Source organism: Affinundibacterium fentianense (genome assembly GCF_018139545.1).
Taxonomy (GTDB): domain Bacteria; phylum Pseudomonadota; class Gammaproteobacteria; order Burkholderiales; family Burkholderiaceae_D; genus Undibacterium; species Undibacterium fentianense.
The window spans coordinates 911,807-934,597 of record NZ_JAGSPJ010000001.1 but is presented as its reverse complement, the minus strand read 5'-3'; the positions used below and the strand labels follow the sequence as shown (position 1 = coordinate 934,597).

Annotated in this window: 21 protein-coding genes and 1 tRNA gene; 14 read left to right on the top strand and 8 right to left on the bottom strand. The window is 42.4% G+C overall.

The genetic code is table 11. The annotated features are described in order from the left end of the window. Positions 1-22: 22 nt before the first annotated feature. From bufB to KDM90_RS04080, 3 genes are read left to right on the top strand one after another with little or no spacing between them, the layout of a single operon-like run. Positions 23-862 (top strand): MNIO family bufferin maturase, encoded by an 840-nt coding sequence (gene bufB / locus KDM90_RS04090; protein WP_212674270.1) that lies wholly within the window; start codon positions 23-25, stop codon positions 860-862. Between the two features lie 7 nt (positions 863-869). Further along, entirely contained in the window at positions 870-1,640 is a 771-nt protein-coding gene (locus KDM90_RS04085) for an HvfC/BufC N-terminal domain-containing protein (protein WP_212674269.1), read from the top strand. 57 nt (positions 1,641-1,697) lie between these two features. After that, positions 1,698-2,168 carry a DoxX family protein gene (locus KDM90_RS04080; RefSeq protein WP_212674268.1) on the top strand — a complete coding sequence of 157 codons (471 nt, stop codon included), beginning with the start codon at positions 1,698-1,700 and terminating at the stop codon, positions 2,166-2,168. A gap of 57 nt (positions 2,169-2,225) precedes the next feature. Here the strand turns inward: KDM90_RS04080 and KDM90_RS04075 are convergent, their stop codons facing one another. Beyond that, entirely contained in the window at positions 2,226-3,464 is a 1,239-nt protein-coding gene (locus tag KDM90_RS04075; RefSeq protein WP_212674267.1) for an SGNH/GDSL hydrolase family protein, read from the bottom strand. Between the two features lie 410 nt (positions 3,465-3,874). Here KDM90_RS04075 and KDM90_RS04070 point away from each other — a divergent pair, with 410 nt between their 5' ends. The 3 genes from KDM90_RS04070 (at position 3,875) to KDM90_RS04060 (ending at position 8,750) form a co-directional block, all read left to right on the top strand. Then, a complete protein-coding gene (locus tag KDM90_RS04070) occupies positions 3,875-5,221 on the top strand; it encodes a porin (protein WP_212674266.1) in 1,347 nt (448 codons plus the stop codon). 434 nt (positions 5,222-5,655) lie between these two features. Next, the gene (locus tag KDM90_RS04065) at positions 5,656-7,392 is read left to right on the top strand and encodes a M1 family metallopeptidase (protein ID WP_212674265.1); all 1,737 of its coding nucleotides are present in this window, start codon (positions 5,656-5,658) and stop codon (positions 7,390-7,392) included. Between the two features lie 218 nt (positions 7,393-7,610). Then, entirely contained in the window at positions 7,611-8,750 is a 1,140-nt protein-coding gene (locus tag KDM90_RS04060; RefSeq protein WP_212674264.1) for a CsgG/HfaB family protein, read from the top strand. Between the two features lie 153 nt (positions 8,751-8,903). Here KDM90_RS04060 and KDM90_RS04055 read toward each other — a convergent pair whose 3' ends face one another. Further along, positions 8,904-10,820, bottom strand: coding sequence for an ATP-binding cassette domain-containing protein (locus tag KDM90_RS04055; RefSeq protein ID WP_212674263.1), 1,917 nt, complete (start codon positions 10,818-10,820; stop codon positions 8,904-8,906). Between the two features lie 497 nt (positions 10,821-11,317). Further along, a tRNA-Arg gene (locus tag KDM90_RS04050) sits at positions 11,318-11,392 on the bottom strand. Between the two features lie 49 nt (positions 11,393-11,441). Here KDM90_RS04050 and KDM90_RS04045 point away from each other — a divergent pair. Continuing rightward, the gene (locus tag KDM90_RS04045) at positions 11,442-11,933 is read left to right on the top strand and encodes a hypothetical protein (protein WP_212674262.1); all 492 of its coding nucleotides are present in this window, start codon (positions 11,442-11,444) and stop codon (positions 11,931-11,933) included. 44 nt (positions 11,934-11,977) lie between these two features. On the opposite strand, the gene KDM90_RS04040 is transcribed toward KDM90_RS04045, so the two are convergent. Then, positions 11,978-12,637 carry a hypothetical protein gene (locus tag KDM90_RS04040; RefSeq protein ID WP_212674261.1) on the bottom strand — a complete coding sequence of 220 codons (660 nt, stop codon included), beginning with the start codon at positions 12,635-12,637 and terminating at the stop codon, positions 11,978-11,980. A 374-nt stretch (positions 12,638-13,011) separates the two neighbouring features. Between KDM90_RS04040 and KDM90_RS04035 the strand changes: the two genes are divergently transcribed. The 4 genes from KDM90_RS04035 to KDM90_RS04020 all read left to right on the top strand — a co-directional run bounded on the left by KDM90_RS04035 (position 13,012) and on the right by KDM90_RS04020 (position 16,075). Then, positions 13,012-13,458, top strand: coding sequence for a hypothetical protein (locus KDM90_RS04035; protein ID WP_212674260.1), 447 nt, complete (start codon positions 13,012-13,014; stop codon positions 13,456-13,458). Positions 13,459-13,553: 95 nt separating this feature from the next. Further along, positions 13,554-13,844 (top strand): hypothetical protein, encoded by a 291-nt coding sequence (locus tag KDM90_RS04030; protein ID WP_212674259.1) that lies wholly within the window; start codon positions 13,554-13,556, stop codon positions 13,842-13,844. 203 nt (positions 13,845-14,047) lie between these two features. Beyond that, complete coding sequence (locus tag KDM90_RS04025) at positions 14,048-14,374, top strand: hypothetical protein (RefSeq protein ID WP_212674258.1); 327 nt, start codon at positions 14,048-14,050, stop codon at positions 14,372-14,374. A 153-nt stretch (positions 14,375-14,527) separates the two neighbouring features. Then, on the top strand, positions 14,528-16,075 hold the full coding sequence (locus KDM90_RS04020; protein ID WP_212674257.1) for a primase-helicase family protein: 1,548 nt from the start codon (positions 14,528-14,530) through the stop codon (positions 16,073-16,075). Positions 16,076-16,506: 431 nt separating this feature from the next. Here KDM90_RS04020 and KDM90_RS04015 read toward each other — a convergent pair whose 3' ends face one another. The 4 genes from KDM90_RS04015 to KDM90_RS04000 all read right to left on the bottom strand — a co-directional run bounded on the left by KDM90_RS04015 (position 16,507) and on the right by KDM90_RS04000 (position 20,587). After that, positions 16,507-18,462, bottom strand: a complete 1,956-nt coding sequence (locus KDM90_RS04015) for a hypothetical protein (RefSeq protein WP_212674256.1) — start codon at positions 18,460-18,462, stop codon at positions 16,507-16,509. Position 18,463: 1 nt separating this feature from the next. After that, complete coding sequence (locus tag KDM90_RS04010; protein WP_212674255.1) at positions 18,464-18,937, bottom strand: hypothetical protein; 474 nt, start codon at positions 18,935-18,937, stop codon at positions 18,464-18,466. Then, positions 18,934-20,124, bottom strand: coding sequence for an ABC-three component system protein (locus KDM90_RS04005; protein WP_212674254.1), 1,191 nt, complete (start codon positions 20,122-20,124; stop codon positions 18,934-18,936). Before KDM90_RS04005 ends, KDM90_RS04010 begins: the two co-directional genes overlap by 4 nt. A gap of 184 nt (positions 20,125-20,308) precedes the next feature. Then, positions 20,309-20,587, bottom strand: coding sequence for a mobilization protein (locus KDM90_RS04000; protein ID WP_212674253.1), 279 nt, complete (start codon positions 20,585-20,587; stop codon positions 20,309-20,311). 177 nt (positions 20,588-20,764) lie between these two features. Here KDM90_RS04000 and mobQ point away from each other — a divergent pair, with 177 nt between their 5' ends. The 3 genes from mobQ (at position 20,765) to KDM90_RS03985 (ending at position 22,765) form a co-directional block, all read left to right on the top strand. After that, positions 20,765-22,084 (top strand): MobQ family relaxase, encoded by a 1,320-nt coding sequence (mobQ, locus tag KDM90_RS03995; RefSeq protein ID WP_212674252.1) that lies wholly within the window; start codon positions 20,765-20,767, stop codon positions 22,082-22,084. 82 nt (positions 22,085-22,166) lie between these two features. Next, on the top strand, positions 22,167-22,442 hold the full coding sequence (locus KDM90_RS03990) for a type II toxin-antitoxin system Phd/YefM family antitoxin (protein ID WP_186940042.1): 276 nt from the start codon (positions 22,167-22,169) through the stop codon (positions 22,440-22,442). Then, positions 22,439-22,765, top strand: a complete 327-nt coding sequence (locus KDM90_RS03985) for a type II toxin-antitoxin system RelE/ParE family toxin (protein WP_212674251.1) — start codon at positions 22,439-22,441, stop codon at positions 22,763-22,765. The genes KDM90_RS03990 and KDM90_RS03985 overlap by 4 nt, the downstream gene beginning before the upstream one ends. Positions 22,766-22,791: the final 26 nt, after the last annotated feature.

Here is a 22,791-nt window from a genome sequence, read left to right as displayed (position 1 = left end):
GTCATAAAGATGTCCGTAGACTATGCGTAAAATAACGGGAAATGGTATTGGTTTACGGACTCCGCACTATGCTGAGTTCCTAGAAAAGAAGGTCGCGATTGATTGGATTGAAGTTCACTCCGAGAACTATTTTGGGCGCGGTGGTTTTGATTTGCATGTTTTAGAACGATTAGCCCGTGATTATCCGATAAGCTTACACGGAGTAGGGCTGGGCTTAGGTTCCGCAATTAACCACTCAGAACAACATTTGAAACAGTTGCGTGACTTGATCACGAGGATTCAGCCTGGATTGGTATCCGAACATTTATGTTGGGGTAGCATTTCTGGACGTCATTTTAATGATTTACTCCCACTTCCGCTCTCTGAAGATGCCTTAACTTTGATGGTTGAACGGGTCGATTTTATGCAGGAATTTTTGCAACGTTCTGTTTTGATCGAGAATGTTTCAACTTATGTTAGGTTTAAAGAAGACTGTATGTCTGAAGCAGAGTTTCTTCTTGCTTTGAGTCGAAAGACCGGATGTGGCGTTCTCTTGGACGTAAATAATTTATATGTGAATCAGTGTAACCACGGTGAAGATGCGCGGGATGCTATCGCTTTATTTTCTCGGGCTCAGGCCAATGTTATTGGTGAGATTCATTTGGCGGGGCATAGTCGGAATGAATCGGGTCTAATTGACGATCATGGCAGCTGCGTAAGTCCTGAAGTGTGGGCATTGTACGAAGACGTTTGTAAGGGAATTTCTCCGCAGATCCCAACGCTGATTGAATGGGACACCGATGTTCCAGCGCTTTCGGTTTTATTGGACGAAGCGTACAAAGTCGAACAGCATCGTTATCAATCGAGGTCAAAATTTTTTTGAGTTGACAATGCAATTACGCGATATTCAGCAGGCATTTGCCGATCTTCTTTTGAATTCAACTCAAATTAATGACCATCCATTGTTTTCGACAAAGTCGCAGGTTTTGTTTGAACGCGTCGAGATCTATCGAAATAATCGAGCAGCGATTTGGTCGAATACACTGGGAAATGCTTTTCCGGTTTTACGACGATTAGTTGGGAATGAATTTTTTTCGTATTTAGCTCAAGAATATGGTCTTGCATTTCCTTCGACTACTGGTAATTTGAATTTATTTGGTGAACGATTCGCAGAGTTTTTACTGCATGAGAAATCAGTCAGTTCCTATCCTTATTTCTCTTCGATCGCCGAATTGGAGTGGCTCTTGCATCTGGCTTATTACGAGAGGGATCAAGAGGTACTAGGAATCGCGGAATTCTTGTCTACCTCGGCAGACGACCCTGGCGGGTTCTGCTTGAAAGTACACCCAACATTGCATTTCTTCTCATCGGAATACGCGGCAGTTGATATCTTCTATGCACATCAGTACGCCGTTGTGCCAGAGCTTCAAGTGTCAATTACCACACCTTGTTATGCGATTGTGCATAGACCTCAATGGAAGTCGTTAGTGACGAGAGTGTCTGAAATAGATTTTCTTATTTTGCAGGCATTATCGAGCGGGAATACCTTGGAGACTTCAATCGAAGTGGGTTTGAAGCGCGATGCAAATTTTCCGATAGCGGCATCTTTACAGTCATGGTTCGATGCTGGTTTTTTTGTTGGGGCATGCTGTAAGGATTAAGCCAATAAAAAGACTAATTTTCCTATATCCCATAATGTTGGAACTGGAGAGCTAAGTATGAAAATGATCTTAAATTGGTTTCAACGATATTGGTGGTTAGAGAAGCAGATTCAAGTCTATCTGAAAGATCTCGTGATGACTCTTGTTCGAGTCTATGTCGCATGGCAATTTTTTCGCTCTGGGCTGGTAAAGTTTGAGGATTGGCAGTCTACAGTTTCTTTGTTTGTGGATGAGTATCATGTGCCTGTTTTGTCACCTGAAATAGCTGCATTGATTGGTACGGCGGGTGAGTTAATTTTACCGATACTCTTGGTTGTTGGCTTGGTATCGAGGTTTAGTGCCTTGGGATTATTTGTACTCAATCTTGTTGCTATCATGTCTTATCCGATTCTCTGGACTTTAGATTGTCCGGCTGCCCTGAATGATCACTTTTATTGGGGCGTATTGCTTGCCGTGTTGTTTGTTGGAGGAGCGGGGAAATGGAGCCTTGATACTTACTTCATGCATCGTTGGGGTGTCAATAAATGAACGGAAACTGAAATAAAAAAACGGGAGTAAATCCCGTTTTTTTATTGAGGAGCGAAATTACTTCCACTTGCGTTTGCTTAGCTGTTCAGACACGTAGCTTGCAAACAATGATTGACCGAGTGGTGTTGGATGAACGTTATCCGCGAAGTAGTATTTGCTGGTATCGCCGGCGATCAGATTGTTAGCACTACATACCAAAGATGATCCTAAAGGATTTTTAGCAGGAGTGAGGTCACACGCTGGAGTTGTGACATTACTGATGCCATAGGCGCTTGGATTCGCTGCGTGGTCGCGGAAACGAGTAAACAAATCAACAAACAAAACGTTATCGTTACCAGCTAATCCAGCTAATAGGCGTGCATTGAAAGTCACTGTCATGCCATTTAACAAAGTTTGGGTATCGGTGCTTTGTTTTAAAGCATCAGGAGTTTTGCTTAGGTCAGGCATATTGACTACGACAACATACTTCGCACCCTTCGCCAAAATCAAGTTGTTGACGTAACTTGCCAGTTCCGTTCCTGCTGTGCCCATTGCATCGACATAGGTTTGTGCGTTTGCTTTGGCATACGCAGCGCCCGCCGTTGCACCGACTGTCGGAGTCAGTGCTGCAACTGCTGCAGGAATGCAGTTTGAGGCTTGAGAGTCAGCAGGCTTACACGCACCACTTGCAATATCTTTCTGGATTTGCCCTGGTACTGCGGCTGTCACAGCTGCTGTAGCGGCAGCAGTCGCTGCAGCAGATAAAGTGCTCGCTTGGATAAACGCATCATTCGGACCACCGCTGACAAATACAATCTCTGTACCAGAAAATTTACCGCCGTTTGCATCTAAGTGGTTTTGAATTTGTTTCACAACTGGGACAGTCAGCTGACCGAGTACCGCATTCCCACCGCCCAACAATTTGTTGCCAGGTCCAACAGGATTCGTAACGCGAGCTCCGCCTTGAGCGTAGCTTGTGCAGCCAGCATTGTTTTTTACAGGGACACTAAAACCTTGACTTGCTAGTCCGTCGAGTCCTGTCTGTGCCGCGCAAGGAGCACTTAGTCCCAATTCGGCTGCGATAATTTCAGTCCAGTTTTTGGCAGTCGCACTATTGATCGTGTACTTTCCACCACCGAGTGCCGCAACTGTTCCCACCTTGTATGTGCCGACGTCACTGAGACTGTCGCCAAACGATACTTGTGAGCTGAATTTGATTGTTGGCGCTGGATCTTTTGCCGCGCCATTGCTGCCGCCGCCGCAACCCGCGACAACTGCAGCTGCAATGAGGGTGAGGGAATATTTTAGATGACGCATTTTGTCTCCTGGTCAATTATTAGTAGATGCTAAACGAACGATGGTGCTATTTCAGAGCTTCACTATATGCCATTGCACTCAAGTTAGGGAATGTGAGGTGCAATTAAACGACACTCAAAATTAGAACAATTACTCGAAAAAAATGACAGGAAATGCATTTTCAAAGCTCTTTTTTGTGCGCTTGTTTTTTTGCGCTTTGGGTTGGCTCTTCATAGAAGAAATCGGTAAATTTTGAATCTGAAAAGCAGTTTGGCAAACTCGTTTTTTGTGAGTGACAAATATGCGACATTCGTTTTAATTCCATGATTGATCCTATACAAGTTTCAAGATCAATGTCATATTTTGATAAATCAAATTAGTACGTACGTTCGTTTCACCGAGATTGATAGAAATATTCTGGAGACAAAAAAATGAAAGTAAAACTTTTAGCAATTGCACTTGGCGCTTGTTTCGCTGCACCAAGTTTCGCGCAGACCAATGTGACTTTGTACGGAATTTTGGATGCAGGTATCCAAGTCAGTAACAGTGGTAAAGGCACACAAACAAAAATGGTCAGTGGTATTGCTGACGGTTCACGGATTGGTTTCAAAGGCACAGAAGATATGGGCGGCGGTTATAAGGCCATATTTAATTTAGAAGCTCGCGTGGAAGTTGATACCGGCAGCAACAAAGCGGGTAATCTCAGTGACTATCAAGGGTTTGCCTTGACAAAAGGAATGGATTTTCCTGATTTTGGTAGCGCTGCTTTAAAAGGTGCTGCCGCACAAACCTTGGCGGGTGTTCGCTCTGCATTGCAACCTAAATATAATGTCAATGCAACGTCTCCATTGGTTTTGGCTCGAGGCGGTGGTCCAGATGGCGGTTTATTTGATCGCACAGCGATGGTTGGTTTGATTACCCCCGTTGGTGCGGTGTTGGCAGGGCGTATGTATACGCCAGCCTATGAGATTTTTAATTCGGCTGACGCATTTGAAAGTGGTATGGCAGGTAGTTGGGGTGGTATCACTGGCGGTACAGGAGGTTTATTGACGACAGGCATGGCCATCCGCTCTAATAAATCGGTCCAGTATCGCATTGAATTGCCAAATGGTATTGGTGCTGCTTTGATGTATGGCTTCAAGAATTCGGGCTACATTGGATTAGATAAAGATTTTATAGCTGGTAATGTCAAATACAAAGCAAATGGATTTGACGTTGGTATCGGGTATAACCGTGGTACAAACACAGATGGATCGACAGGTTTGGTTACCACAACAGTTGGTGGCTCTTACTCATTCGATGATTTCAAATTCTTCGCTGGTTTTCAAAACATGAAGAATGAAAATTCGATTTTGTTACCAGTATTTTATGACGCATGGGACTTGGAAATTACCCCAGGCTTAAAGGCTGGTGGTGTTCCAGCTCCTGTCATTGCTGCATGGACTTCGATCTTCCGTACGAACATCACTAAGAATTTTAAACTGAATGCAGATAGTTACAGTTTAGGTATGCACTATAAGGTGGGTAATGGGCGTGTGATGGCATCATATAGCCATCAAGATGATAAGACTTTGTCCAACAGTGATGTGACTCAATATGGCTTGGGCTACGATTACAACTTGTCCAAACGTACAGATATATATGCGGTCTATGCTTATGTGAAAAACCAAAATGATGGTCAATATGCACCAGGTGCTGCTAGTGCATCAGGTGGATTCACAGAAGTTCCTGGCCAGCCAGGCCGTGCCATCCAGTTTGGTATTCGTCACCGCTTCTAAGTAAATAAGTTCAATCTAGTGTTGACACTAGATTGAATTTGCAAAAAGCCCAAAAAGTGAGCTTCACTTTTTGGGCTTTTTTATTTCTGGCGAATTGGATTTCTTCTGGACTTCTTTTAAAAGCTACTTAATGGATGATTGAATTTGTACTAGTCAGTGCGAAAAAAGTCGAAGTAAGGATTCAATTTAACTTCATTATCCAATTTGTAAAAATTAGTATTTAAATCGCCTCCTCACCGGTTGTACGGAACTAACTGTATTTTTGAACGTGTCGACGCCTTCAGCGAATAAATTTTTATTTTTGGACGAACTTATTGGTCTCGGATAGGATCTAAATATATCTATTTAGCTTTAATGTGACTAAACAACAGACGCAGAGAATTCTCGAATGTTCTCAGTGTTATGTCAGCTTAATTTTTTCTAAAGAAATCAATATGAAATCAAGTTTTTTGTCTGTTTTAATTGCAACAACATTTTTCGTTCAAGCACAAGCACAAGCACAAGCACAAGCACCCAAACCTTTGCCTGTGTCGTCCGTTCCGACCCCATTTACGATGAGCTCGGGGACACAGCGTAGTCCAGAACAACTAGCAGTCATATTTGAGAATGCGGATTTGACTTTACGTTTGGACCCTGAAACCCGCAGTATTAAGGGAACGGCGATTCTACGTTTTACAGCGAAGTCGAATCTACAAAAATTGGCCGTTGAATTAGATAAAAATTTTGAAGTTGATGATGTAAAAATCAACCAAGTCGTACTTGGATCAGATGCGATTAGCAATCCAGAAGGGCGTCTTTATTTAAGTTTACAGCAGGAATTGCGAAAAGGGGAGCAAGTAGAACTTAGTATCTCCTACCGAGGTATTCCAAGAATCGCACAGCGTGCACCTTGGGATGGTGGATTTGTGTGGAGTAAGACCCCGGCAGGAGCGCCTTGGATAGCGTCTGCAGTGCAAGGAGAGGGGTGCGATCTATTTTGGCCATGCATCGATCATCCGATGGGCAAGCCGAAACAGATGAGTTTACATATCAGCGTCCCAGCGCCGTTGGTGGTTGCGGGAAATGGTATGAGTCAAGGCTCAGAAGAGAAGGATGGATGGCGAACCTACCACTGGAAAATTAAACATCCGAGTACCTATGGAATTGCAATCAATGTCGCACCCTATGAAGTATTGGAAGAAAGTTACCAGAGTCGTTTTGGTAATCAAATCGCACTCAAGATGTGGTACCTGGCTGGGAATCGTGAAAAGGCGAAGGGATTAATGAGCGAATTCGGACCGATGCTCGATTTTTTTGAAAGTCGATTTGGTCCCTATCCATTTGGCGATGAAAAAATGGGAGTTGTTGAAACTCCCCACCTGGGGATGGAGCATCAAACAATCAATGCCTATGGCAATGATTATAAAAAGTCACCGCATGGCTACGACTGGCTGTTGCATCATGAGTTCTCTCATGAGTGGTTCGGAAACCAAATGACCAATGAAAATTGGGATGATTTCTGGTTGCATGAAGGCTTCGCATCGTATATGCAGCCTCTTTACCTACAGTATTTGCGCGGTGAACGGGACTATCAGGTTAGTTTGCACGAGCAACGTATTCGCATTGTGAATAAGTTTCCGATGGTCACGGGACATTCAATGAGCGAGCATGACGTATCGAATGGACCTGGGAATGACGTGTACTTTAAAGGATCAAATATATTGCATACTTTGCGTGGACAAATCGGTGATCAAAACTTTTTCAAAGCAGTTCGACTTTTAGTCTACGGTCGTTTAGATCCTAAGCCCGGAAACTTTACACCAAGATATAGCACGAGTCGGGAATTTATTGAAATCGTCAATGGATTGACGAAAAAAGATTGGACATGGTTTTTCCATGCTTATTTGCGGCACGCGACATTGCCAAGTTTAGTGTCAAATAGGGACGGAAATATTTTAAAGCTTAGCTGGAAGGTCGCAGATGGTAGCAACTTTCCCTTGCCAGTGGAAGTTTTAGTTAACGATAAACTCGTCAAAGTGCCGATGGAGAATGGGCAGGGGAGCGTGCATTTGCCTGCTCATGCGACTTTCACCATTGATCCGGGTTCGAAGATTCTGAAGCATGAACCCAATATTGTGGAATGGGCAGCCGATACGGCTGCGCGTGCAAAGGCTGCAAGGAACAGTCGCTAGTGGTGCAGAGTCGTGAGAGTGTTGGAGTCATCACTGCAATTTGTGAAAAAGCACTGCGCCGTTGCCGTATTCTATTTTTTATTGACTACCATCGTGATTTCCGAACCTCTTATCGGACGAAATTCAGTGTTGGTGTTTGTTTAAGTTATACTTCGTGCTTTGATTTTTTTACATCGGTCTTCGGTCAAGCTTGAAGCAATATTTAAGGAAACCCAATAATGAATTCACGCATTTCTGTCGCAAGTGCTGTTCTTGCTATTTGTCTGTCAGGAGTTGGATTAGCCCATGCACAAAGTGTGCAAAAAGGTGCGATTGAAAAATGTACGAAAAATTTTGGCACTTTGGCCGTTGTTGAGCCGCAGAGCCATATGTTAGCGTCTTTGTCCAATTACAAATTGGGCTCTCCCTCTACGATGTTGAGGATGATTGTCGAAGAATCAGCCTGTTTTACTGTAGTTGAGCGTGGCGTTGCGATGCAAAACATTCGTCAAGAGCGTGAGTTGGCCGCTGCAGGCCAGCTTCAGCAAGGCTCAAATGTTGGTGGTGGACAATTGCAGGCGGCTGATTTTGTGATGACCCCGTCGGTACAATTTGCTAGCGATACTGGTGGCGTCGGTGGCGCGGTGGGTGGATTATTGGGGCGATTTGGTGGTGCTCTTGGCGCATTGGGTGGTTTAGCTGGTGGTGTCAAATTCAAAGAAGCTGAAACTACGTTGCTGCTCGCTGATGTTCGATCTGGAATTCAAGTAGCAAGCGCTGAGGGGCAAGCGAGTAAGATGGATTTTAGTTTAGGTGGTTGGGGGTGGGGTGGCTTCGGTTGGGCGAGCGCAGGGGGCTATAGTAAAACCCCAGAAGGTAAGCTGATTGCAGCGAGCTTGCTCGATAACTACAATAAAATTGTGCAAACGATTCGAAATAAAGATTTGTTAGTTCAAGCGACGTCTCAAGCATCGAAAAACAATGCAGCAAATTCTATTCAGGCGACGTCTCCGTCCCAAGTCGCAGCACAGCAATATGCGCAACCGGCAAGCCCTACTAGTCCTAAATCAAGCGCAGCGCCTGGATTGGTCGGTATGTACAGTGTGAAATTTACGGGTGACGATGAAGGTACGGTGAACGTGATGATTAACAAGAACGGTAGCGTCACAGGAATGGGTAAATCAACGAAATATAATTATAATTTCAATGTCAGTGGAACCGTTAGTCAAGAAGGTGAAATACACCTTGCTGGTAGCGGTAAAGCAGGAAATGCTAAATTTATGGGTAATGTTGATCTTCAAACTGGGACTGTCGTAGGTATGTGGCAGTTTGAAGGAAATCAGGCAGGGCAAGGTACATTCAATGGGCAAAAAATGTAACGCGCTTGCTCAAAGGAAGCCCGTAACCTGATCGAAGTACCAAAAGCATTTTTTTAAAAGTAAAGAATGCTTTTGGTTACATAAATTTAGTCAGGGGCGCCTTAGCGCTCAATTCGTTGTTATCCTCGCTGCCGTGTTACGACTAGCGGCAAACTACCCGCCAATCGCTTCCCATTTTTCTAACGCTGCCATCAACAATTCGTCGATCTCGGCAAAGCGCTCATTCAACTTTTTGATGTCATCTGGGCTTGCATCTTTGTAGAAATCACCATCAGCTAGTTTTTCAGAAATCGTCTTTTGCTCCGCTTCTAAATTACTGATTAAATTCGGCAATTCATCTAATTCTTTCTGCTCTTTGTAGCTAAGTTTCTTTGGTTTTGCCTCTGCTTTTGGCGTAGGTGCGGTCATACTGCTGACCGGTGATTTGTTATCGGTTTTCGCTTTCACTGGTGTTGCGACGGCTTTACCTGCTGGAGAATTTTTATACGTTTCCCAATCGGTGTAACCACCTATGTATTCTTTCCATAAACCATTGCCTTCAGACGCGATCACTTGCGTGACCACGTTATCTAAGAACATGCGGTCGTGGCTAACTAAAAACACCGTACCTTCGTAATCCTCTAGCAGTTCTTCGAGTAATTCCAGTGTGTCGATGTCAAGATCATTGGTTGGTTCGTCGAGCACCAAGACATTCGCCGGTTTCGCAAATAAGCGTGCTAAGAGCAGACGGTTGCGTTCACCACCAGACAAGGTTTTGACAGGAGAGCGAGCGCGCTCTGGTGCGAATAAAAAGTCGCCAAGATAAGACATGACGTGCTTACGCTGACCATTAATTTCAACAAAATCGCTACCCGGAGAAATCGTTTCTGCCAGACTGACTTCTTCATTGAGTTGCGTACGCATTTGGTCGAAGTAAGCGATTTGTAATTTGCTACCTTGTTTGACTGTGCCGCTATCTGGTTGATCCTCACCCAAGATTAATTTGAGTAACGTGGTTTTGCCCGCACCGTTTTGACCAATCAAACCAATCTTATCGCCACGCATAATGATGCTGGAGAAATCATTGACGATATTTTTAGGACCAAAACTCTTGCAGACGTTTTCCAATTCCGCCACGATTTTACCCGAGCGTTCACCGGTGGTGACATCCAGACGTACTTGTCCTTGTTGCTCACGACGCGCCGCACGTTGTAAGCGTAATTGTTCAAGTCGTTTAACCCGACCTTCATCGCGTACGCGACGTGCTTTGACGCCTTTGCGTATCCAGACTTCTTCTTGCGCTAAGAATTTATCAAATTTCGCTGCTTCGACTTCTTCTATTTCTAATTGCTCAGCTTTGCGTACTTGATACGTTGAGAAGTTACCTGGGAAAGAAGTGATCTTGCCGCGATCAAGTTCGATAATACGCGTCGTGACATTGTCGAGGAAACTACGATCATGCGTGATAAACAGCACGCTGCCTTTGAAGTCTTTTAATAAGGCTTCGAGCCATTTAATTGACGAGAAATCCAAATGGTTGGTGGGCTCATCAAGTAACAAAACATCTGGTGCGCTGACCAATGCACAGGCCAGCGCAACGCGCTTTTTCATACCGCCAGACAGCGTGCTCATGATGGCGTCTTTGGAGAGATTCAACTTATCTAAAGTCGTCTCCACCGTGTTGCCCAAGCTCCACGCGTCGGCGGCATCAAGTTGAACTTGAATATCGTGCATGCGTTCCATCAGCGCTTCGTCATTATCACCGCCAAATTGGCCCGTGATCGCCTCGTACTCTTGCAGTAGCTTTGGTAAATCACCTAGGCCAGAAGCAACCGCATCAAATACCGTTTGATCAGGGTCAAATTGCGGCTCTTGTTCGACATACGCAATTTTGATGTTTTGTTGCATGACCAACAGGCCATCATCGAGTTTGAATTTGCCCGCGATGATTTTGAGTAATGAGGATTTACCCGTACCGTTGCGGCCAATTAAACCGACGCGTTCCGAGGTTTCAATTGAGAATTCTGCGTGATCGAGGAGGGCAACGTGACCAAAAGCCAGTTGCGCATTGCTAAGAGAGATGACTGCCATAAAAAACTTCTGTCGAGCTAAAGAGAGCCGATGCGTGTAGAGGAATATCGTTAAAAACGAGGAAAGGCGTTATTGTACGCTAGTTGCCTGTAGTTTCATCGTTTCAGCGGGATTGCAATTGATTGTTATTGGTCGCTCAGGTAAGATGGCGGGCTTCGTTCGCTGGGGTTTTTAATAATCTGTAGTGCGTAATGAAGTCGTAGGAATCCTGAAACGGATTTCAAGAGTCTCTCCGTAGCACAATGGATAGTGCACATGCCTCCTAAGCGAACTATTCTACGCTTGAAAAAATAAAAAACTGAATAAATTCAAGCATTTAAATCCGTTTAAGTCCCGTCGTTTCCCCTAATTTCGTGTCCCATTTTGTCCCAAATTTGTCCCAAAAAATTTAATTTATTTTGTTTGGACGAGTGAAATTCGCCAAGACATATCATTGACGATTAAAATAACAAGTATTGCGAATGGAATTTGCTGCGGATGTTTGGCTAGATATGAAATGGTATCGCCAGCAGGAATCGAACCTGCATCTATCCCTTAGGAGGGGATTGCACTATCCATTGTGCGATGGCGACCCCAAGCCCATCATTATAACCTTTTCAGCAGTTTTATGAGTGAGAGAGAATGGAAATTCAGAACCAACTAATTGAACATCTCAAAGGTAAGACCAATGGCAAACTTGTGATGACCCCCAAGCAGTTGGCGGAAGAAATCCCCATCTCACCAAAACAGCAAAGCAAACTCAGGGAAGAAAAGAAGTTCCCGATTCCACATCAAAACATTGGACGCAATGTTTACTATTCCATTTTCCATATCGCTGATTTTTTGTTGACTGGCTCGGTGCAGCAAACTGCGGAGCCAGAAGCTAAACTCAAAAAAGAAAAACCAGCGCCGAAGAAGGTAAGCCCTCAAACTTCCAGTGTGAATTTGTCGCACTTATTTTTGCTCAGGGCATTCGCTGGAAATCTATTCGCTCAGGCAGAAGAGATTACAAATCTTGCTGAAAATATTTTGAAGTACCAAAATTCTGCCGAAATGGTTGAGCGATTTAGCGAAAAATTCAAGCCCAAAGGCACACCCAAAGATAGTGATGAAGAGAGCGATGGAAAAATCTAAGTTAGCTTGATAAACGGTTTAGGGAAACAGCCAAGACAGCCTTATCAAGTGTGAAGCTGTTCTATTTCCCCAGCCTCGTGATACATTTCACGAATAAAGTCTGCAATCGGCTTGCCAAATCGCTCGGTCAACGGCTGCTCCAAAATTCCCAGCAAAAAATAGTCCGTGTAATTGATCGCCTTTTGGTCCTCTCCTGATTGAGCAAGAATCCATAGGGCGACAATTGCTAGCATAGTGCGACTATCCAAATTTTTAGTCTTGCAGCTTTCGGCAATCGCATTTCTGGTAGGTCTAGCCACTAACTTATCTAAATCCACAGGCGAACCGCACCATGCTTCTTCAAATTGGTACTCAACCATATATTGAAGCAAAGTATGGCATTTTTGCGCCACGTTTTTTCCAGATTGATATAGCCTCGCATCAGCAAGCAAGCTGGATACCGTTCGCTTGCAAACACTCTCTTCTTTATCCAACACCTTCCACATTGGTAGATTATCCACACCAGCCAGAAGAATGCTTGCTGTGCCGGGTAAGACCTTATCCACCTCCAAGACAAAACTCACCAACGGGACAGCCTCAGAGTTTTTGCAGCGATCCCACTTATCACGATTCGTATTGAGTCCGTTTATTGACAGAAATTCGACGAGCGGTTCAATCTTAGTTTGTTGACTTGCCTGCATAACCGCCGCGAACCAAGTATCCACTTTCAACCTTTTGACTCCTACCAATTTTCCGCCAACCTTTGAGCTTGTCTTTACCATGCTTGCCTTTTTTCTGATCGATACATTTTTGCGAAACTATAGCAGGGACGCACGTTTTGCAAAACATGCGGACTCAATTTTTCGCACGATTAGATACGCTTCGCTTTGCGGCGAATTTTGATAATACAAGAGGATGACCGAGACGCACGTTTTGCAAAACATGCCGATTCAATTTCTGTATGGCTCCATTAATATGCTCAACAATTCTTGAATAAGAAGAGAGAAAAACCGAGTCGCACGTTTTGGAAAACGTACCGTGTGAATCAAGCAAACAACGGAATATCATGACTCTACTTTTTAACGACGAGGAGAAATAAATGAACACTGAAAATAATGACGACTTTGATTTTGATCTCTGGCTTAGTGCATTTGAATTCATTGAAACTTGTAGGTTGACCGAAGACGAATGGAACGACCATTACAACACCGTAACCGAAGACGAATTCACGAAAAACGGCTGCCCATCCTGCAAATATGAATGCGAAAAAGACTTTGGGGAGTTAAGGAAATATGTGATTGGTTACTGGGATATGGGAGAGTTCAACGAGGTCATTTTAAGTGCATTCAACGAAGAATTAGCCATAGAGTGCTTTTTGGAAAATTATCAGCCCAGAAATCGCTACGCGCCCTATATCGCCCGTTGTGAAACATTTTGCGAATCGGAAAGACGTATTAAATCAGGTGATACCGACCTTCCGTATGACGGACAAACAGATCGATTTGAAAATTTTGGCAATGCCTATTACGAGGCACTATACAACTGATTAAGCAGCACATTCAGCGATAAAGAATCATCGCTTAACAAGGTAGTTTGTAGCACAAGGAGAAGTAAATCAACATTTAAACGAAAGGAAATAGTATGCAAGTAATTAAAGAAGCAATAAAAAATAAACAAACTTTGATGATCTGTTACAAGGGATTGCCAAGAATCATTGAAGCCCATGTTTATGGCGCAAATTCAGCAGGATATGAATTCGTGCGAGGCTATCAAATTGGTGGGACAAGCTGTACTGACGAAGTAGGTTGGAAGCTATTGGATGTCAGAAAAATCCAAGCTGTTACTATCATTCCTGACCAGCATTTTGCCAAACCAAGGCAAGGTTACGTCAGAAACGACCCAGCAATCACCACCGTCTATGCGCAGGTGTAAAACAGCATAGAAATAATTAACCCACGACAGGTAACAATGAAAGTGGGTTATTGGTTGCAGAAATCCGCAACAAAATACAGCGACGAAATTTCCAAAAAATAGAGCGACTTTGCCGGGAGTAGCGGCAATCCAAAATCTCAAAATCAGACCTGAGATCTGGAAAAACAAAAAGAAAACAATCCACTATTTTTAAAGGAGAAATTATGTCTATCAAACACAAAAAGCACCCAGTCCGTTCTGCCATTTCAGGTATTCAAACAATCAAAGATATCGCTGATGCGGCAGGCATTGTCTTGGATAAAAACCTTTCACCTATCAGCCTATCACTTTGGGCAAATTTGATCGAGGGGTTATATGAGCACATGACTGGCGAAGCAATGGGCATTATGTTTGCCTTGATTATTGATATCGCCCATAAGGGCTATTCCGTTACTGATATTCAGTCTATCCAGTGCAATCAGTCGGGGAATAATTTTTCTTTGAAGTTGTACTTCAAGGACGAATCCGAATGTTCAGCGACTTTCCACTAAAAGCGATTCACTCACAATCTCAGCGACGCACCTATGTGTAGAATCCTGTTGCCGCAGGGTTCATGGTGACACAACGGTTCAGGTCTGCGGGTGCAGGCTTTGAAGTTCCACCGTATCCATGGAAAACAAAAACTCAAAATATTGGAGAACATTATGAACACAACAGACAATTTGAACGAAGAATTTTTTGATCCATTTGGCGATACGCCTCCCACCGTAGGAGTGTCAAATAGGGATGTTAAAGATGGTAAAACTGCCGATAAATTCAGTGGGATTGCAAGCGAATTGGCTTTGCTTCGTGACTTGCAAGAATTCCGTAAAAAATATGCGATTATCAATCGGACAGGAAAGACTTATGTCTGCTGGGAAGACAAATTTTTACAACAATTGGAGTTCCAAAACATCGCAGACTTTCACAACTTTCATGCCCACCATTTTCATTTTATCCCACAAGGAAAAGCGAAATCGGGCAAAGTGCGTGAAGACAAAAAGGTGCTTGTCACACAAGCCTTCCTTGAAGATAAATTGACGACGCGCTATGAAGGAATCGTCTTTGATCCCTCTGAAACCTGCGGTAAGCATTACTGGAATTTGTGGCGAGGATTTAAGGTGCATGCCAAGCAAGGTGAAATTTCCCTTTTCTTGGACTTGATTTCCGCCTTATGCAATGACGATCAAGCTTGTATCACGTATCTATTGAACTATTTGGCACACATGGTTCAAAAGCCTGCCGAATTGCCAGAGGTTGCCATCGTAATGCGAGGAACTCAGGGTATCGGTAAAGGCTCACTTATGAAAACGATTGGCGAATTCACCGATAACTATAAACACTTATCTTCAACCAACAGCTTAACTGGCACATTTAATGGTCATCTCTTGAATGCTTTCGTTATTTTTGCTGATGAAGCCGTGTGGGGTGGTGATAAATCAGCAGAAGGACGATTGAAAGCTATGATTACCGAAGGCACGAATACTATTAACGACAAAGGACGACCTGAAATTCAAGTTCGTAATTATTCTCGTATTTTTGTCGCTTCCAATGAGGAGTGGTGTGTACCTGTGGGTGAGGAAGATCGTCGTTTCTTTGTGATTGATGGTAGCCCTCGCTATAAGGGAAAAACAAAGCCAGGTGAATTCTTTCATCAATACAATGAATGGATTAAAAATGGCGGTCGTGAAGCGATTTTTTATGCCCTTAAACATCGTGACATCTCAGGATTTTCACCACGAGATTTTCCAAATACAAAAGCACGTATGGCGTTAATGATTCGTAGCTTACCGATGCCAGAGCGATTCATTTATGAAGTCTTGAATGGTACAGCCTTGGTGGAAGAAAAAACGATTGTGAAGACTCCTGATGGCTCCCATAGCCGTTGTTATCGCAATGCCATCTATACCGATTGCCTAGAATGGTGCGACAGCCAAGGTTTTCGGTTTATGCCTAGTGCAGATGAAATGGGGAAAGCCATGAGCAAGGTATTTGCCTTTGAGCAGGACAATCCTAACTGGCGATCCAACTGGAAGAGTAAAACACAAGGATATTTTTACCAATTGCCAAGCCGAGCAGAAAGTATGAAGCGATTCGCTCAAAATATTTGCAGGGCTGAGCCAGCGATGGTTTTCTTTGACTATGAAGACGAATGTACATCGGAATTCAGCGACGACAAATCTAATGTTGTCAGTTTTCAGAAACAGGCATAGTCACATTTAACCTCCGATGCAAGAAGAGCCTTTCGGCTCTTCTTGCATTTCTGGGTTAGTCGTACCTAATTATACGAAATGGGCAGAACCGCAAAAACCAATGCCAGTAACAAACTTATCGAGAAACCATTGCTGGCATTGACTCTCAGGTGAGTAGAGTCGGGAAAGTTAATATCCATGAGGTTCTTCGCGCAAAAAGTAGGTTCTGCGCGAATGATTGAATTTCAGCACAGGTAAAAAGCGCTATGGATGTTCTGTTCTTTCTTCCTTATATAAATAAATTAGAGTAGAACCGCAGAACCTATGAGAAGTGAAATGTCTGTCAACTGTTTCAAGGTTCTACGCAACTTTATGGAAAAGTAGAATCGTGCAGAGCCAATTCATTAATACCTACCTTAAAAAATTGGTTAAGATTAGTCTTCGTAGTTCAGCTACCCCATTTCTGCATCGTTGATGAGTCCTTTTTCGAATTTCCCACCTTGCTTACTAAAACGTTTTACCAAATGAAAATTCACGCCTTCTACCAAAGAATCGGGGAGATCATTATCGACAATAATGACTTGGCACTTTCTCTCAGACACTGTCGCTTCATTCAATACGCTAATTATTTGCGTAAAAATTCTTTCATATAATTTCGGATCAGAGAGATTAGATTCCTCAGGAGAATCATCTGGTGCTCTATATCTGCCAATGTTTTGTCCAGGTGTATCGATCATTAAAAAAGTTGGAAGATTGCAGGCGTGTTTTAACAAGTATTGCAATCGGATTACAAACGTCGCAATGGAGGTAATAGTTCGAACTCCTCCAGAAGATGTGTTGTAGTATGAAATTCCTCTTAGATGAGCTGTAAATTTCTTGTCGATTGATATGTCGCTCACGTTTAGAAGTCCGCTATTTTGTAAGTACTGATCAAGTAACGAGCGTAATTCATTTGTAACTTCTTCTATTCCAACGAGACCGTCTTTAATAATTTTAATTGCTCGCCGTAACTGCGAGATCAGGGCAGCTTTGGAGTCGCGTTTTGTACCTATATCCTCAAATTTATTAACGATTGCTACGTTTCTCTCAGCTTGTGCCAAATCAATTTTTAATTGTGTGCGGGATAGTTCAACGCTTTGGATCGCAGTAATCAGCGGAGAGATACTTTCGATGCTATTTTCGTCAAAACTGCGAGTAGCCTCTTTGAGATTATTCTCGATAGTTTCTTTTTTCTTCAATAATTCGCGTTGAGACGAACGGATTTCAGATAGGGCGGTCTGCAAACCTACTTCGCGATTTCGTAACGATTTGAGTTGAAAATCGACATCTTCATCTGCCACCGTAGGTGCGTTGATTTCCAAAGGTGTTTGACATAGTGCACAAGGTATGTGTTCCTGCTTTGGATTTTGAATGCCCAAAATTGACCGAGATATTTTAGACAGTTTTAGTGCGTCGATGTCAAATCGATATGTGTTGCTAAGTTTTGCGAAACTCTCATACTTAATTTCTAGCTGATTAAGTTGATTATCAACATTTTGAGCCTCTTGACGAAGTATCTTTATCGCGTCAGCAATAGAAGAAGCAATATCATTTGCCAAAAATATGTCCTGCTTAAGTTGGTTTAGCCCTATCTCCAACTCTTCAAGGTCAGCTTCGTTTTGTGCAGCTCTATTTTTCTCATTGCCGAATTCATTCGGTTGAATATTGATGTCTGCCAAAAACTTTCGAATAGATCTTTCGTTTCTTTCTAAATCGTTTGCCTCCGCTATTTCTGCGGCTAGATTGGACTCTAATGCAGCCAATTTATCGTCATATATGTTGAAGACAAATTTCTGAATTTCAATATTTTTATTGAATAGTACAGGCGATTGATAATCCAGAAGATTATCGGAACCGACGCGAGTTTGTTTAAGATACAAAAGCTTCATCAAGTCTCGAAAGCTAAGGCGATCGGATGACGCATCTTCTCGCTGTCTAGATTCCTTGATCGTCACTTTTGGAATGCTAAGGTTGTCAAGTAAAAAATCAGATATCCAACCGTCTGGGGCAGTTTTGTCGGTTGATGCAGCAGATACTAGTAGTGGAAAATGCGATGTGCGCTCGATGTAAGTGCCAGTGTAGATTCTGATGAAGGAGTCAGAAGATAAAATGTCTCGTTCAAATGTATAAATTTTCCCGTTCAGATTTGCTTCTAAAAATGCGATTCGACCATATGTCTTCATTTCTCCATAAAGTAATTTTTCATTGCTACCACCTAAGCAGTAGTCAATCAGCATAAGGATGCTAGACTTACCAGAGTCCATATCACCCCATATTAAGTTAAGTCCCTCTTTAAAATTTGCCTCGTAATTTTTTTTGAACCCTTGAACTATAACTTGATTGACGATTAAGTATGGACTGTTTTCCATTTTAGCCCCGTAAAATTCCTGTTGACAGTACTGCTAATGATTTACCCAAGAGCGGTTGAATTAGATCTATTTCTTTTTTCCAGCGATTCGCTAGTTCACTAGCCACGCTAAAATCCACATCATTTGAGACTAAAAAAATTTCACCTTCTTGTCTCATGAACTTGATATGCCCTTGCGATATTAGAAGAGTGCATGTTCTGGAGAAGTCGGTAATGTCCTGTCCGCCGTCGGAATCAATATTATCTTTATACAGCAAGTCGTCTAAATTCAAAGAAGGTGCCGCTTTGTCGAAATGCATTAAGAACTTCCTTAAAATTAATGGATTACAAATGAGAAAATCAACAAATCCAGCTTTCTGTAATGGAACTCCTGCGACAAATTTTTTATTAGAGCAAAGCAGCTTAATCACATACCATCTTCGGAATGTTTTTAAATAAAACTCGTCTCGATAGTCAAAAACTTCAGCGGCACTCATTTGATTGTGCTCCGAATTTTTTCAAAGTCGGTATCATCAGCCCAGACTACATCATCAGTTAAATTATTGGCCAATTGATGAAGTAATCCTTTCTTATGTAAGAAGTTAAGATATTTGACAGTGGATTTAAGTACACCTGAATCTTGTGTGGTAATTTCCGAATGAACCTCAGCGAAAATGTCATTAGATGACATCTTTTTTCCATTGCATGCATTAAATTTTTGCTGATATAAACTTAGAACCTTTCTCTGCAACGCCCGTAGTTCTGCCGCATCTTTTTTATTCGCTGCCTTTGAGATGATTTCGGCACTAAAAAAGCAATCTTTTGCATCTGCAATTCCTTTTCTTCCGATATCGCAAACAATCATCTTTAAAACAAAGATTTCCTTATCGTATTCTGGTGTCGGCAATAGTGAAGATTCATTTGATAAAATTCCCATCGTTTTTTCATATGTAAAAGTATCCAAAAATTTTCTCACTGCGAGATAGGAAAGATCAGTTCTATCCACAGGTTTGCAAATTGATGTGTGATCGTGACTCACCACAATTTTCTGTTCCTTCTTCACGGAGTAAGGCAGTGCACTTTCTTTCACCACAACTTCATCGTGTTGTGCCAACATATAGATTGCGGGGGGCAAATTATTGCGTTGCTCAATCCATTCATTATTCAACTTATCGCATTGTTCCGATAATGGTACGAGTTCTTTTGCATTGATATTGTTGAGTGGACCTAACAATTGCGCACCTAATGATCCTTTATGTGGAACCGCTATGGAAATGTAGCCCACAGGTTTTGGTCCGTGCCCAGGCTGAGAATTTAAAATATGATCTTTCGCAATCAATCCTCCCATGCTGTGGGCTATAAGGATTACTTCATCGTATCCTTCCAAAGTCAAATTCAGGTAAGTAGCCAGCTCTTCGCTTAATTGTGCAATCGGTCTATTCATCCTTACTTTGCCAGTGACGCCAGGTAAGCGATTTATAAATGGTATTGCACTCATGATTTTTTGAAATGGCGCGGAATTAAAAAAATCCGTAAGCTTTGTGAAATAGCTGAACTCAAAAAAATCGAAACCGTTTACAGTTGGATCAGTCTGTAATAAATCTAAAAAACTATTTCCGGTAGCATTTACCCAAGTACTTCCGCTCCCAGTAAATCCATGAATGAACACCACTGCCGTTTTCATTTTGCGCCTTTATTCTTTTCACTTTGCTCAAACCACTCATATGATTCAGGTGGATTTAACATAAACTAAAATCGCAGAATAACATGACATTCAGTAAATAATTTCTCCTTGTAGTGGATTAGTTGCACATTTAGCCTATTTAATTTTGGGTAAGATGTTCTTTTTATGCGATCAAATCATCCGTTCAGTCCGAAGGCAAACGATTAGATTCAAAGTCAGAAGAATCATTTTCCACTCCGAATAATGCATAGTCTCTTGGCTCTAACATGCCAGCCGAAATCAATTCATTCCCCAGTTTTTTCAAATCGTTATCTGCCAGCTTAATCACATAAGCACCTGCCAGAATTTTTCGTCTGGTATCGCGTTTTCTCTCTTCTATCGCCTCACGATTTCTCGTTTGCTGAATTCGGGCTTCAAGCTCTGCTTTTTGTTGAAGTAATTTATTCAAATTCGGTTTGCTCATTTTTTTCATCTCCTATTTTTATTGTTTTGGCGTTGACATTTCAAATTCACGCAGTAGTACTACAAATAACAAACAAAAAAGAAACGTCAAGAGCAAAACAGCGAAATGCGCACTTATACGTCGTTACTCGACGTGTGCTCAAAAGCTGAAAGCGAAAACGTTCAGGAGAAATGAAATATGGCGATTTACCATTTGAGTGTAAAACTCATCACCCGCACCACTGGAAGAAGTGCAACCGCAGCCGCCGCATATCGTGCAGGCGAAAAAATTCACGATCATCGCACTGGTCAAACTTTTGATTACACCCGCAAAAAGGAAGTGTCTTACCGCCGTATCTTTACACCACCGAATGCACCGCAATGGATGAAAGAGCGAGAACAGCTTTGGAACGCCGTAGAACAGTCTGAAACCAGAAAGGACTCACAAACCGCCAAAGAAATTATCGTCGCTTTACCGATTGAATTAAGCCCTTCACAGCACATTATTTTGCTAGAACGATTTGTGCATACTCAGCTCATCAGCAAAGGCATGATTGCCGATGTCGTCATACATAACAAGAAGGGAAATCCACATGCCCACATTTTACTGACCACTCGTGAAATTAATATCACCAACGATGGTTTTGGCAAGAAGAACCGTGACTGGAATAGCAAAGATCAATTGGAAGAATGGCGCGAGCAGTGGGCGAAACACTGCAACAGGCGATTATCTATCGCTTCTAGTAAAAGCCGAATAGACCACCGCAGTCTACAAGAACAAGGACTAGACCAAATCCCAACCGTGCATGTCGGTGCAATCTGTCATGCAATGGACAAACGAGGTATCACAACATCAAAACGAAAGGAACTCAACACACTAATCAAGGAGAAAAATATGAGTAACGAAAAAAATAAACAATTCATCGCTTCATTAAATTTAGAGAGTGAGGCAGATCTAATTCAACAAGAAATTGTTCAAGCAAAAAAATCTAAGCACTTGTTCTTAAACCCTACCGATTTCAATAACAGTAAAAAATACCGTGAGGCGATTTTTGCGAGAACCTACATTCCAATTTTGTTGGAGATATTTGCAGACTACTGCACTGGGGTAGATGAGATTGAAACCGAAATCGGCACATGCTTTCGAATAAATCTCAATGGTGGTGGAAAAGTTTTTGACTACGGGAGTCAAATCAAAGTCGCGAGTGGTACTGAGGAAGAAGTCAAGGTTGCGATCAAATTAGCTGTGGAAAAAGGCTGGCAAGGAATTCACCTAACGGGTAGTGATGAATTCAAGTCAAAAGTGTTTGTTGAAGCCGTTTTATCAGGTGCATTTTCACCAGAAAAAATCACGGGCTATAAACCTAGCAAAGCCGATCTTGAAATCATTCGCGATTGTAAGCCAGCATTAAAGATTGCCAACGACAGCAGTGTGATAAAAAGCTATGTCGTTGAGAAATCAGATGGCAGTGGCACAAGTAGTGCTGAACAAGCTCACCTTCCACGATTGAAAATTTGACTTAGATTGCTGGACAGTCTCATAATAAGACTAAATTTAGTCCAAAATTGGATTTATTGCTAATTTAGCACTAGGAGCAATCATGAAGCTGTCCGAGCAAATCAAACCAATCTCATTCTTGAAGGCAAATGCCGCTGAGATAGCAAGGGATTTCAGCGAAAACCACAGCAACCCTCTGATTATTACTCAGAACGGCGAAGCGAAGATGGTCGTCATGGATATCGATAGTTATCAGAAGCAACAAGAAACCATGGCACTTCTAAAAATCCTCGCACTAGGCAACAAACAAATTGAAGAGGGTAAGTTCCAAGATGCCGATTCTTTCTTTGCTGAGATGGACAAGGAAAATCAGCAATGAGCTACAAAGTCCAAGTCTTAGCTTATGCCAAGGACGACTATCGTGAAATACGCGGCTATGTGAAGAGAAAATTTGGCGATCAGGTTTGGGTGGCTGTCGAATCAGACTTCAAGAAAGTGCTCAAACAGATAGCCGAGATGCCACTTGCTGGCTCTGTTCCTGAAGAAATTGAAGCAATTGGACTTGTTCATTATCGTCAACGACTAGTAGGACAAACAAGAATTATCTATCAGATAAAAGAAGAGGAAATTTTCGTCCATATGTTTGTCGATACGAACAGAGATTTTCCCAGTGTTCTTTACGATAGGCTAATGAGCAGATAATTGCTCAAATTAATCGAAATACCAAT